The sequence below is a fragment of the Leucobacter holotrichiae genome, assembly GCF_055791005.1.
In genome coordinates this window covers 53,978-66,120 of the sequence record NZ_JBVUAC010000004.1, presented here as the reverse complement: position 1 = coordinate 66,120, position 12,143 = coordinate 53,978, and the positions used below count along the sequence as shown (strand labels likewise).

Sequence of the window (12,143 nt, the reverse complement as noted above, 5' to 3'; positions counted from 1 at the left end):
CGAGCACCCCGAATCGGCGAAAACGGGGTGCTCTACGGTAGATCGGTGCGCGAGGGTCGGGGGCGGAGTGACTACGCCGCCTCGCTCTGGATCAGCACGTTCAGCACGCTGGGCGCGTAGAAGCGCCGCTGGTACCCGCTTTCCGAAGGGAGCATCCTGAGCACTCCGAGATCGACGAGCTGGCCGATGAGCGTGTTCGTCCGGCTGTACGACAGATCGATCCCTTCGGCGGCCCTGCGCACCGTGAACGAGGGATTGGCCACTGCGTACTCGATGAGAGCATGCGCGCTTCTCGCCCGCAATGCCGAGTCTTGGAGCTGCCGATCGAGCCGCTCCTGCACCCGCACCAGGGCGAGCATCTGCATCCTCGTGGTGTCGGCTGCAACCCGTATCCCCTGCGCGAAGAAGCGCACGAAGCCGTCCCAATCACCCGCGGTGCTCACCGCCAGCAGACGGTCGTAATAGTCGGGGCGTCGTGCTTCGAACCAGGGAGAGACCGTGAGGGTCGGCTCGCTCAGCACCCCCTGGGCTTGGAGGTGCAGCACCACGAGATATCGCCCGATCCTCCCGTTGCCGTCGTGGAACGGATGGAGGGTCTCGAACTGATAGTGCGCCATGGCCGCCGCTACCACTGGGTCGATCCTGTCGGTGCGATCCTCCCGCATCCAGTCGGTCAGGTCGCGCACGCGCATCTCCAGCTCCAGAGACGGCGGAGGCGGGACGAACCGCGCCGCATGCACGGGAAACCCGAAGGGATCGGCGCCGGCGCGGCGGCCGACTACCACTTGCCGCTCGCGCACCCGGCCTGAGCCCTCCTGAAGCGGAGTGCCGCGCATCAACAGGCCGTGCAGTTCGCCCAGCAGAGTCACGGAGATCGACTGGCCCGCGGCGATCTTCGAGAACCCGTGGTTCGCCATCGAGACATAGTTCAGCACTTCGAGAAGCTCCGGTGTCGACGGGGCGTCTTCATCCGCGGTGAGCACCTCGGCCAGCGGAGCATAGGTGCCTTCCAACGCCGAGGTGCTCTGAGCTTCACGTCGAAGCGCCGGCACGCGGAAGAGCGTCGGATTCGGAAGCTGGCGCGCTGTCGCATCGAGCGCTCCCAGAGCTGCCCGTGCATTCATGACCACCAGATACGTTTCGGGTGACAGGCTCGGCGTCTCGACGCCGAGCGGCTCGGGCAGGAAGGCGGAGTGCCGCCACTCGCCGAGCTGCGGATCCGTCCCGTAGATCGGCACCAACGATCCCGGCATCGAGTTCCCGAACATCGACAGGTCCATAGTTGCAGTTTAGGGCAGATGACAGACATATATGGCTTCAGAATTACTGACAAGTGCTCAAAGCAGGCATTCTCGGGGCAATAATGCTCGCAAACCTCTTCTGAGAATCGCGCCCGCGATCCTGGAGCGCAGGCCCTTCGCCACCATTCCACCTTCGAGCACCCCGAATCGGCGAAAACGGGGTGCTCTACGGTAGATCGGTGCGCGAGGGGCGGGAGCGCGAGGGGCGGGCCGTGCAAGGGCAGCAAGCCAAGCCTGAGCCCGCCCGAACCGATACCTTGGAACGATGAGCGAAAGCAGCAGGCTCATCGATCGCAGCATCGCGCACCTCGCCGTGCCCGCGCTCGGCGCCCTCATCGCGGAGCCGCTCTTCATCGTGGTCGACTCCGCCCTCATCGGGCACCTCGGTGCCGCTCCCCTGGCGGGCCTCGCGGTCGCCGCGGCGATCCTGCAGACCGCGGTCGGCCTCATGATCTTCCTCGCCTACTCCACGACACCTCTGGTGGCGCGGCGACGCGGGGCCGGCGACCTGCGCGGCGCGGTGCAGGCGGGCATCGACGGTCTGTGGCTCGCACTCGGCATCGGGATCGCGGTGGGCGCGGTGCTGTGGCTCGCGAGCGACCCCCTCGTCGCACTGTTCCACGTGGAACACGACACCGCCCAGCAGGCCCTCGCCTACCTCACGATCTCGTGCCTCGGCATCCCGGCCATGCTCGTCGTCTTCGCCGCGAGCGGCCTGCTGCGCGGACTGCAAGACACGAAGACGCCTCTCGCGGTCGCCACCGTCGGCTTCGCCGCGAACGCGCTGCTCAACTGGTGGTTCATCTACGGTCTCGGCTTCGGCATCGCGGGCAGCGCCTGGGGAACGGTGGTGGCGCAGTGGGGCATGGTCGCGGTCTACGTGGCCGTCATCACCCGGCACGCTCGCCGCGCGGGGGCGGGATTCCTGCCGCATCGCGACGGCCTCGCCCACGCGGGTCGCAGCGGTGGCTGGCTCTTCATCCGCACCGTCGGGCTGCGGGCCGCGCTGCTCGTCACGGTCTTCGCAGCGACCAGCCACGGCACGACCGCCACGGCCGGCTACCAGGTGGTGTTCACGATCTTCTCCACGGCGGCGTTCGCCCTCGACGCGCTCGCCATCGCGGCGCAGGCGCTCATCGGCGACGCTCTGGGAGCGCGCGACGCCGCGCGCGCTCGGCTCGTCGTGCGGCGCACCCTCTTCTGGGGTGTGGCGTGCGGCGCGGTGATCGGGGTACTGCTCGCCGTCACGAGCCCCGTCGTGGGGCGCATCTTCACGAGCGATGAGCAGGTGCTCGCGATCCTGCCCCCCGCTCTGCTGGTCCTCGGGATCTCGCTGCCCCTCGGCGGCTTCGTCTTCGTACTCGACGGTGTGCTCATGGGCGCGGGCGACGCGCGCTACCTCGCGTGGACGAGCCTCGTGAACCTCGCCGTGTACCTGCCCGCGCTGTGGCTGCTCACGACGCTCGTGCCGAGCGGCACGGCCGCGCTCGTCGCACTCACGGCCGGATTCACGCTCGTGTTCATGCTGGCGCGGGCGGCGACGCTCGGGATCAGGGCGCGCGGCGACCGCTGGGTGCGCCTCGGAGCCTGATCCGCCCCGAACCCGCCTCGCGCGGGGGTCGCGCCTGCTTCGGTGCGCCTCATAGACTCGAGGGGTGACAGCTTCGGTGCCCTTCGAACGGGCCGCGGTGGTGCGCTGGGTGCGTACGATCCCCATCGTCTTCCTCGTGGTGGGCCTGGGCTTCGGCACCTGGCTGAGCCGCCTGCCGGCCGTGCGCGATCACCTCGGCGCCTCCGCCGTCGAGATGAGCATCTACGGCCTGTGCCTCGCCGTCGGCAGCCTAGCCGGGCTCATGCTGTCGGGGCGGACGGTGCAGCGCTTCGGGCCGCGTCGCACGCTCCTCTGCGGAACCGTTGCGACCACGATCCTGCTGCCGAGTGCCGCCGCGATCATCCTGAGCGGCGCGATCCCGGTGGGGCTCGCGGTGCTCTTCGCGTACGGCTTCGCGTTCAGCATCTGCGATGTCGCCATGAACGTCAGCGGCGCCAATGCGGAGGCGGCGTTCGGGCGGCCCCGCATGCCGCTCATGCACGCGGGCTACAGCCTGGGCGCGGTCGCCGCGACCGGCATCGGCGGGCTCGCCGAGGCGCTCGGCGTGCCCGTGCCCATGCACTTCGCCGCGGTAATGATCGTGAGCGCCGCGGTGCTGCTCTCTCTGCTGCGCTATCTGCCTCGCGACGAGGCGACGGCGCGGGCCACGGCCGAGGGCGCCGGCGCGGGCACCGGCGACTCGGGATCCGCCTCCGCGGCACAGCGTCCCCCTGAGCGCGAGGAGCGGTATCCCGTCACGGGCTCGATCCCGATCATCGAGTCCGCCGCCGGGCAGCAGCCGGCGTTCACCCCCGTGACCGGATCCATCCCGATCCAGTGGTCCGGCGACGGCGCCCCGCGCGAGTCGTCATCGAAGACCCCCGGATCCGCCCGCCCCTACAGCCCGTGGCGCGACCCGCGCATCTTCCTCATCGGCCTGATCACGCTCTCGTTCGGCCTCTTCGAGGGCACTCCGAGCGACTGGCTGCCGCTCGCCCTCGTCGACGGCAGGGAGTTCAGCAACCAGCTGGGCTCCACGATGCTGAGCGTGTTCTTCGCCGCGGTCATGGCGGTGCGGATCGCCGGGTCGTGGCTCATCACCCGCTTCGGGCGGGTCGGCGTGCTGCGCGTGTCGGCCGTGATCGCGGCGGCGGGAATCGCGATGACGATCCTCGTGCCCGGCACCGCGGGGGCCGTCATCGGCGTGCTCGCCTGGGGTGTCGGCACCAGTCTCGGCTGGCCGATCGCGATCTCGGCGGCAGCCGACCGCGCCGAGACCGCGGCTCGAGACGTGGCCGCGGTGTCGGCGCTCGGGTACGGGTCGATGCTCGTGGGGCCGATGGCGTTCGGCTTCCTCGGCGAGCACATCGGGCTGCTCGTCGCGTTCTGGGCGCTGCTGCCGTTCGCGGTGTACGTGTTGTTCGCTGCGTCGGCCGCGCGGTCGCGCCGCTGATCCGCGTTCGCCCGAGATGCCCAACCCCGCTCCCCGACGGAGCGGCTAAACTACCGCGAGTGCGAATCGTTGTTGCAGACTGCTCCATCGACTATGCAGGGCGGCTCTCGGCCCACCTGCCCCGGGCCAAGCGAGTGCTCATGCTCAAGAACGACGGCTCGATCCTCGTGCACAGCGACGGCGGCTCGTACAAGCCGCTCAACTGGATGAGCCCGCCCTGCACGCTCGCCACGCTCGAACTCGACGAGGATCAGCGCGAGGCCGGCATCGTCGAGGCCTGGCAGGTCACCCACAAGAAGACCGCCGACAAGCTCGTCGTGTCGGTGTTCGAGGTGTTCCACGACTCGTCGCACGACCTCGGCGTCGATCCGGGGCTCATCAAGGACGGCGTCGAGGCGCACCTGCAGGAACTGCTCGCCGACCAGATCGAGCTCGTCGGCGAGGGCCACACGCTCGTGCGTCGCGAGTACATGACCGCGATCGGCCCGGTCGACATCCTCGCCCGCGACGCGTCGGGTGCATCGGTGGCGATCGAGATCAAGCGGCGCGGCGGCATCGATGGCGTCGAGCAGCTCACCCGCTACCTCGAACTCATGAACCGCGACCCGAAGCTCGCCCCGGTGCACGGCGTCTTCGCGGCGCAGGAGATCAAGCCGCAGGCACGCACGCTCGCCGAGGACCGCGGGATCCGCTGCCTCGTGCTCGACTACGACGCGATGCGCGGCATGGAGGACAAGAACACGCTGTTCTAACGCACCCGTCGCTGCGCCGCGTGGGCCCGCCCAGCTCCCCGCCCCAGCCGCACCCCCGCTCGAGTGGCGGGTTTCGCACGAGAATCGCGGATCCTGCATGCGAAATCCGCCTCTCGACGCCATATACCCGGTAAGCGCTGCATGCCGGTTGCCTGCGATCGCAGTTCAGCGAGGGGTGTCCAAGCCCCGCAGGATGATGTCGAGACCTCGGCCGAACGAGGCGTCCAGGTCCAGGTCGGGATCCGACGCCTCTTCCACACCCCTCCCGGGCAGCGCGGCGGGATCGACCAGCGCCCCGAACGCCGCGGCCTGCCGGTGGGTCTGCGTCGACTGCGCGTGCCCGAAGGTGTAGAGCAGCAGCGTGCGCGCGCCATCGGCCCCGACGAGGGCGCCGAGCCTGCGCTCGATCCCCGAGGCTCCGAGCCTGAAGGCCGCCGCCGTCGCCACGACGTCGGCCCCGTCGCGCACGGCGAGCATGGCCTCGCGCAGGGCGACGCAGAAGGACCGCGGATCCGCGCCGGTCCCACCGGCAGGAGCGCCGGCGGCGCCGTCGACGATGCCTCCCGCCTCGACCGGTGCAGTGACCTCGACTCGCCCGACGGTCTCGGCCGACGCAACAGCGCTGACCTGCGCGACAGCCTGCCCCCGCGACACCGGCGCGACGATCTCGTCGGCCATGAGCGCGAGCAGCGTCTGCTTGTCGGGCACGTGGTGGTAGAGCGCGCTCGGCTGCACGCCGAGCTCGGCGGCGACGCGGCGCATCGAGCAGCCCTCGAGCCCCTGGGCGTCGAGCACGCGCATCCCGGCGGCGACCACGTCGGCGAGGGTGTTGCGCATCGGGCCAGTCTAGCGCTAACCTGAACACCGTTCACCAGAACACTGTTCAGGTAACCGAGAATCACCGACCGCCTCGACCAGGGAGACACGCATGACCACGCCCACGCGCACATCGGCACCCCGGGTGCTCGGTCGCGTGGTCGATGCCGAGACCCGGTGCGCGCACTATCACGGCCCGCTCGACGTCGTCGCGCTGCAGTTCAAGTGCTGCGAGGAGTTCTACCCCTGCTTCGCGTGCCACGAGGAAACCGCGGGGCACCCGACCGAGCGCTGGAGCACCGCCGACGGCAACCGCCATGCCGTGCTCTGCGGGGTCTGCCGCACCGCGATGCGCATCGACGACTACTTGCGGGCCGAGGCCTGCCCCTCATGCTCCGCCCCGTTCAACCCGGGCTGCCGCCTGCATCGCCACCACTACTTCGACCTCACGGAGACATCATGACCGACCGCTCCCCCGCCGACTCCGCTGCGGCCGCATCCCCGACGAATGCTGCCGGCGCAACGGGCACGACCGCTTCGGCAGCCCCGACAGACTCGGCCCCCGCGGCCGCCGCGACCCCCGCAGCACCGACCCCGACCGACCCCCGCGCGCATTCGAGGCAGCGTCGTAACCCCGCGACCGACCTCGCCCTCATCGCCACCTTCGCGGCCCTCATCGCCGTGTGCGCGATCCTGCCCGCGATCTCGCTCGGCCCTGTGCCCTTCACGCTGCAGACCTTCGCGATCGTGCTGACCGGCGCGGTGCTCGGCGCGCGGCGCGGCTTCTTCGCGGCGCTGCTCTACCTCGCGGTCGGGGCGATCGGCCTCCCGGTGTTCGCGGGAGGCAGCGCGGGGCTCGCCCCGTTCGCGGGCCCGACCATGGGCTATCTCGTCTCCTTCCCGTTCGCCGCCGCGGCGGCGGGCCTCATCGCGGCACGGATCCCGCGCAGGGGCGCTCTAGGGACCACGCTGGCGCTCCTCCTCGCGACCGTCGTCGGGGTTGCGGTCAATCACGCACTCGGTATCGCGGGGCTCGCCTGGCGCGGCGGCATGTCCATCGGCCAGGCCGCGATCGTCGACGTGGCGTTTCTACCGCTCGACCTCGTCAAGGCCCTACTCGCCGCAATCGTGGCGACCGCGGTGCACCGCGCCTTCCCCGCGCTGCTGCCCGTGCGACGCTGAGCCGGGCCCCGCCCCTTCGGCTGCCGCTCCGACCCCCATAGGATCTTCCGAGTGATCGAACTCCGCAGCGCCGCCGTTACCGCGCCCACGTCCGAGGGTGAGACGACCATCCTGCAGCCGACCTCGCTCGTGCTGCGAGAACGGCGCATCTCGATCGTCGGAGGCAACGGATCCGGCAAGTCGACCCTCGCCCGGCTGCTCAACGGGCTGGTCGAGCCCACCTCGGGCGAGGTGCTGATCGCGCCGGGGTACGGCGTCTCCGGCGTCTCAAGCTCCCCGGGCGACGGCTCCGCGGGCGCCGGCTCCCCGGGCGCCGATGCCGCAGCACACCCGCTCGACACCCGACACGACGGCCCCGCCGTGCGACGCGCGGTCGGGTTCGTCTTCACCGACCCCTCGGCGCAACTCATCATGCCCACGGCCATCGAAGACGTGGCGCTCTCGCTGCGCCGCACTCACCGCGCCAAACGCGAGCGCACAGCCGCGGCACTCGCCGTGCTCGAACGGTTCGGGATCGCGCACCTCGCCGAGCGCAGCGTGCACACCCTGTCCGGGGGTCAGAAGCAGCTGCTCGCGATCGCAGCGGTACTGGCGACCGACCCGGCGATCCTCGTCGCCGACGAGCCCACGACCCTGCTCGACCTGCGCAACAGCCGCCTCATCGGCGAGCTGCTCATGTCGCTGCCGCAGCAGGTGGTGGTCGTCACCCACGACCTCGACCTCGCGCAGCGCGCCGACCGCACGCTCGTCGTTTCCGGCGGACGCGTCGTCTTCGACGGCGCCCCGGCCGAAGCCGTCGCGCACTACCGGGCGAGCGTCGCATGAGCGGCTGGTCGCCGCTCGGCGCCTACCTGCCCCGGCGCGGGCCGCTGCACCGGCTGCCCTCGGGGGCGAAGCTGGTGGGACTCGTCTGCTTCGCGGTCGCGGTGACGTGGACGCGCGGCGTGCCGATCACCGCGGTGTGGCTCGGGATCGCCGTCGCGCTCGCCGTCCTCTCGGGTCTGCGCGGGCGGCACCTGTGGCGCGTCGCCCGGGGTTTCGCGTTCATCGCGATCCCGCTGTTCCTCTTCGCGACGGTGAACGAGGTCTCGACCGCGACCTCGGAGCCCTTCACGACCGTGCTGCGCTCACCCGACTGGCTGCTGCACGGCTGGCCGCGCGGGTTCGAGGTGGTGGGCGATCTGCTCGCCCTGATCCTCGCCGCGAGCGCCGTGACCGCGAGCACGGCCGTCGCCGACATGCTCGACACCGTCGCTCGGGCGCTCGAACCGCTCCGCCCGCTGCGGGTGGACCCGGATCGCGTCGCACTCGCGGTCTCGCTCGTCATCACCGCGATCCCGAACATCCTCGGCATCGCTCGGGAGACCCGCGCGGCGGCCCAGGCCCGGGGTCTCGAGCGCAGCGTGCGCGCGCTGCTCGTGCCCTTCGCGCTGCGGACCGTCGCGCACGCGCAGTCGACGGGCGAGGCGCTCGCGGCTCGGGGCGTCGGCGAGGAGTGAAGGGGCGGCAAAAGCCGCCGATAGGGTAGAGGCATGGCCGAGAACCCGCAGCAGCCCGCACCGGACGCCGACGCAGATCCAAGCGCAAACGGTACGGCGGAAGCGGCGGAGGCTCTGATCCCTGACGAGGTGCACCCCGACTACGCGAACGAGGCCGTGCGCGCCGCGCTGCGGGCGCTGCAGGAGCAGCCTGATTACGAGCACCTCGCGGCGTTCCTGAACTCGTTGCGCGAGGGCTATCTCGTGGCCGACGTGACGGGCACCTCATCGAAGAAGAAGGGCCCGCGGGTGCGCACCATCCGCTCGACCAAGGGCCAGCTGGTGCTGCCGCTCTTCACCTCGATGGCCGAGCTGCGCGCGGTCGCCCCGGCGGAACGCCGGAGCGAGATCAAGGGCGCCATCATGCCGGCGCGAGAGGCGCTCGCGCTCATCAGCACCGACCGATTCGTAGCCGCCGAGTTCGACAAGGCGGGCGCATCGCTCGTCGTGCTCCGCAAGTACGTCGCGCTGGCGAGCGGCGATGACCCGGTCACCGCCGCTCAGCTCGAGCAGATGCGCTGACACGCGGGAACGCAGCTGCCATCCACAGCTGCCTGCGCGCTGCGACCGCCAGCCCCTACGCCGCGGAGCCGATCTTGAACGCGCGCACCACCTGCACGATGCCCATCGCCAGCATGGAGATGCCGAGCAGCAGCCACAGCGTGACCGCACCGAGCAGCGGCGAGAACACGAGCGTGAGGCCGGCGAGCACACTGATGATGCCGTAGATGACGGTCCAGGCCTTGTTACCGCTCTGCCCCACCACGGTGAACGCCATGACGCCCTCGAGCAGCCACAGCACCCCGACGGTGACCGAGAGGAAGACGGCGAGCACCGCGGCAGCGGCGCCCAGGTTCACCATCATCACGATGCCGCCGATGACGTACAGCACGCCGAGCAGGATGTGGCCGGTGCGCGCCCAGCCCCCGAGTGCTCGGCTGAAGATCGAGGACCCGATGTAGACCACACCGACCACCAGCGCATAGGCGGCCATCACCGCTGCGATGATCTGCATGGCGACGGCGCCGGTCTTGCCGGGGAAGAAGATGATGAGCAGGCCGAGCACGATCGCGATGAGCCCGCCCACGCCGAAAGCGGTGCGGACGCCGTCGCCGGCGCGGTGGAGCAGCTTGGTTTCGGGCGAAGTCATGGGAACTCCTTACAGTCAGTCGGGCGCCATGATGAGGCACACACCCTCATCATGGCGCATTTCGCGTCGCTTCGAGGTGAAATCGGGGGCGCTTGCCGCGTCTCCGGAGCCCTGAAGGTGCCGCAGGGGCCCCGATTCCGGGATGGCGACCGGCCGGGTCAGGACCGGGGAGGGATGCCGGGGAGGATCCACAGCAGGAGGGCCGACAGCGAGTGCGCGTCGGCGATCGCTCCCGAGCGGATCATCCCGACGACCTCGTCGCGGCTGAACCAGCGCGACTCCTCGACTTCGCCGTCGACGTCGCCCGGTTCTCGCGAGGCGTCGATCTCGCACAGCACGGCGCAGACCCGCTGCGGGAACACCGTGGAGTCGACCACGTAGCTGCCCAGCAGCTCGGAGCGGGCAGCGGTGAATCCTGTCTCCTCGGCGAGCTCGCGGAGGCCGGCGCGCAGGCCGGCGCGGAGACCCGCGGCGTCGACGGGACCGGACGCGGGATCGGCGGCAGGATCGGCGGCGCGATGAGGATCCGGATCCGAACCGCGAACCGGATCAGGATCGGCGGGGCGATCCCGATCCACCGCGTCCTCGGGCTCCCCCGACCCGCGAGGCAGCTCCCACAGCTCCTGCCCCACGGCGTGGCGTCGACTGCGCACGAGCAGCACCTCGAGCGTGCCCTCGTGCTCCCTCGATCGCACCGCGACGACCACGGCGCCCGGTCGGCCATCGGCGACCACCAGGCGGTGGTGCAGATACGGTCGTCCGCTGGGGTCCTCGCGGGGGGCGGCCTCCAAGCGCACCGGCAGCCCCTCCCCGGCCTCGTAGACGGGTGCGAACTCGGCTCCATCGTTCATGACGCCATTCCTCTCCGATGCAGGATGAGCTCCGCCCGCGGATCGGGCACGAGCAGGCCCGCGAGCGCGAGCAGCGAGTCGAAGGGCACGGTCGTCACGATGACGCCGGCGAACACGATCCAGGTGAGCGGGTTCTCGAGCGCGACCGCCTCGAACCCCGGCACCGCGAGCACGACCGCGACCGCCGCCACGAGGAGCCGCAGCACGGAATCGCGCAGCACCCCTCTGCGGGTGCGCGCCGACGCGATCTGCGTCGCCTGGTATGCGAGATCCCGCATCGACGCCCAGCTCGACCTGCGGCGCAATCGCTCGCGCTGCTTCGACGTGGTGTCCCAGGCGAGGGCGATGCTCGCGGGGTTGGCCTCCCGGGCCCACTCGAGCAAGCGCCTGGGGAGGCGGATCCGCCGATCGCTCCTGCGGACGGAATGCTGCAGCGGGCCGGCGGCCTCGAAGCTCAACCAGTCGGCCCCCGCCTGGTCGGCGATCGCCCGGAGATACCTCGCGTTCCACCACGCGCGCAGGCGATCCTGATCCCGGGGATGCAAGCCGGCCTTCTCGATGATCTCGAACGCCTCGCTGCGCCTCACGACGTTGCGTAGCGAGGAGGCGAGCCCCGCAGCCTGTGCCGACCCAGGCTGCCCAGGCCGTGCCGCCGGTGCCGTCTGCCCGGTCTGCGCCGCCTCGCCGCCCGCGGAGAGCGGCGGCAGCTCCCCGAACGCGGGCATGGTGAATCCCGGGGGCTGCTGCTCGTATCGGATGAGCCCGCGATCCACGAACCCCAGCCAGTCCTCCCAGCGGGCCTCGACCGCGGACGGCACCGCCTCGCCGCGGTTCACGCCGATGAGGGACCACGCGAAGCCGGCGTTGCGCCTGCGGAACTCCAGCCCGGCCGCGAGCGTCTCAGCGGGCCCGGTGACGGTGAGCGGGAACCTCCCGTCACCGGCGCCCAGCTCGCGCAGCACACCCTCGGGGCCGAGCCTCATGAAGTACTCGCCGTCGAGCAGCATCGCATCGGTCACGAGCACGGTCTCGGCGACGAGCCGGCCGATGCGCAGCATCCCCGTGAGATCGGCGGTGGCCGCCTCCGCCCCGTTCTCGGCGTAACGTGCGGCTTGAGCGACGGAGTCGAACTCCGCGATGAGAATGCGCGTCGGCAGCCCGCCCATCGATCGATCGCTCATCCGCCCACACTAGCCGCGCCCGCGGCGAAGCTGCCACCTATGCTGAGCTCTTCACACCCTTCTCCGCCCGCCGGCAACACCCCGAACATCCCGAAGACGACGCATCCCGGGGCGACGGTCTCGACTCAGCGGGTCTCGCCGTTGAACGTCCACTGCTCACGCGGCACGCCCTCGACGGTGACCCAGGTATCGGGCCGCTTCCCGTCGGCGCCGGTGCAGTGCTGCGCGACGACTTCGTCGATCGCGAGGGCGAGGCGTTCGGCGAGCTGCGGGTCCTGCTGCAGACGGTGCTCGAACATCTTGACGGTGACGAGTGGCATGGGGTTCC

At 70.8% G+C, this 12,143-nt stretch carries 14 protein-coding genes; 8 read left to right on the top strand and 6 right to left on the bottom strand.

The features are described 5' to 3' along the window. Positions 1 to 71: 71 nt before the first annotated feature. The gene (locus AC0KXF_RS06925; RefSeq protein ID WP_473108473.1) at positions 72 to 1,280 is read right to left on the bottom strand and encodes a Fic family protein; all 1,209 of its coding nucleotides are present in this window, start codon (positions 1,278 to 1,280) and stop codon (positions 72 to 74) included. Between the two features lie 286 nt (positions 1,281 to 1,566). Between AC0KXF_RS06925 and AC0KXF_RS06920 the strand changes: the two genes are divergently transcribed. The 3 genes from AC0KXF_RS06920 (at position 1,567) to nucS (ending at position 5,097) form a co-directional block, all read left to right on the top strand. Further along, positions 1,567 to 2,892, top strand: coding sequence for an MATE family efflux transporter (locus AC0KXF_RS06920; protein WP_473108472.1), 1,326 nt, complete (start codon positions 1,567 to 1,569; stop codon positions 2,890 to 2,892). Between the two features lie 64 nt (positions 2,893 to 2,956). Then, the gene (locus AC0KXF_RS06915) at positions 2,957 to 4,345 is read left to right on the top strand and encodes an MFS transporter (protein ID WP_473108471.1); all 1,389 of its coding nucleotides are present in this window, start codon (positions 2,957 to 2,959) and stop codon (positions 4,343 to 4,345) included. Positions 4,346 to 4,404: 59 nt separating this feature from the next. Then, a complete protein-coding gene (gene nucS, locus AC0KXF_RS06910; protein WP_473108470.1) occupies positions 4,405 to 5,097 on the top strand; it encodes an endonuclease NucS in 693 nt (230 codons plus the stop codon). Positions 5,098 to 5,262: 165 nt separating this feature from the next. On the opposite strand, the gene AC0KXF_RS06905 is transcribed toward nucS, so the two are convergent. Beyond that, a complete protein-coding gene (locus tag AC0KXF_RS06905) occupies positions 5,263 to 5,934 on the bottom strand; it encodes a TetR family transcriptional regulator (RefSeq protein WP_473108469.1) in 672 nt (223 codons plus the stop codon). A 91-nt stretch (positions 5,935 to 6,025) separates the two neighbouring features. On the opposite strand from AC0KXF_RS06905, the gene AC0KXF_RS06900 reads away from it, so the two are divergent. From AC0KXF_RS06900 to AC0KXF_RS06880, 5 genes are read left to right on the top strand one after another with little or no spacing between them, the layout of a single operon-like run. Next, the gene (locus tag AC0KXF_RS06900) at positions 6,026 to 6,376 is read left to right on the top strand and encodes a CHY zinc finger protein (RefSeq protein WP_473108468.1); all 351 of its coding nucleotides are present in this window, start codon (positions 6,026 to 6,028) and stop codon (positions 6,374 to 6,376) included. Then, positions 6,373 to 7,095 carry a biotin transporter BioY gene (locus AC0KXF_RS06895; RefSeq protein WP_473108467.1) on the top strand — a complete coding sequence of 241 codons (723 nt, stop codon included), beginning with the start codon at positions 6,373 to 6,375 and terminating at the stop codon, positions 7,093 to 7,095. Before AC0KXF_RS06900 ends, AC0KXF_RS06895 begins: the two co-directional genes overlap by 4 nt. A 51-nt stretch (positions 7,096 to 7,146) precedes the next feature. Next, the gene (locus AC0KXF_RS06890; protein ID WP_473108466.1) at positions 7,147 to 7,920 is read left to right on the top strand and encodes an energy-coupling factor ABC transporter ATP-binding protein; all 774 of its coding nucleotides are present in this window, start codon (positions 7,147 to 7,149) and stop codon (positions 7,918 to 7,920) included. Then, entirely contained in the window at positions 7,917 to 8,594 is a 678-nt protein-coding gene (locus AC0KXF_RS06885) for an energy-coupling factor transporter transmembrane component T family protein (protein ID WP_473108465.1), read from the top strand. The genes AC0KXF_RS06890 and AC0KXF_RS06885 overlap by 4 nt, the downstream gene beginning before the upstream one ends. A gap of 33 nt (positions 8,595 to 8,627) precedes the next feature. Continuing rightward, on the top strand, positions 8,628 to 9,155 hold the full coding sequence (locus tag AC0KXF_RS06880) for an SseB family protein (protein WP_473108464.1): 528 nt from the start codon (positions 8,628 to 8,630) through the stop codon (positions 9,153 to 9,155). A gap of 55 nt (positions 9,156 to 9,210) precedes the next feature. Here the strand turns inward: AC0KXF_RS06880 and AC0KXF_RS06875 are convergent, their stop codons facing one another. From AC0KXF_RS06875 to AC0KXF_RS06860, 4 genes are all read right to left on the bottom strand, one after another. After that, positions 9,211 to 9,783: an HdeD family acid-resistance protein gene (locus tag AC0KXF_RS06875; protein WP_223042794.1), complete on the bottom strand. Its 573-nt coding sequence runs from the start codon at positions 9,781 to 9,783 to the stop codon at positions 9,211 to 9,213. A gap of 158 nt (positions 9,784 to 9,941) precedes the next feature. Then, on the bottom strand, positions 9,942 to 10,634 hold the full coding sequence (locus AC0KXF_RS06870; protein WP_473108463.1) for an NUDIX hydrolase: 693 nt from the start codon (positions 10,632 to 10,634) through the stop codon (positions 9,942 to 9,944). After that, positions 10,631 to 11,815, bottom strand: coding sequence for a hypothetical protein (locus AC0KXF_RS06865; RefSeq protein ID WP_473108462.1), 1,185 nt, complete (start codon positions 11,813 to 11,815; stop codon positions 10,631 to 10,633). The genes AC0KXF_RS06870 and AC0KXF_RS06865 overlap by 4 nt, the downstream gene beginning before the upstream one ends. Before the next feature lie 125 nt (positions 11,816 to 11,940). Then, complete coding sequence (locus AC0KXF_RS06860) at positions 11,941 to 12,135, bottom strand: tautomerase family protein (protein ID WP_473108461.1); 195 nt, start codon at positions 12,133 to 12,135, stop codon at positions 11,941 to 11,943. Positions 12,136 to 12,143 lie beyond the last annotated feature (8 nt).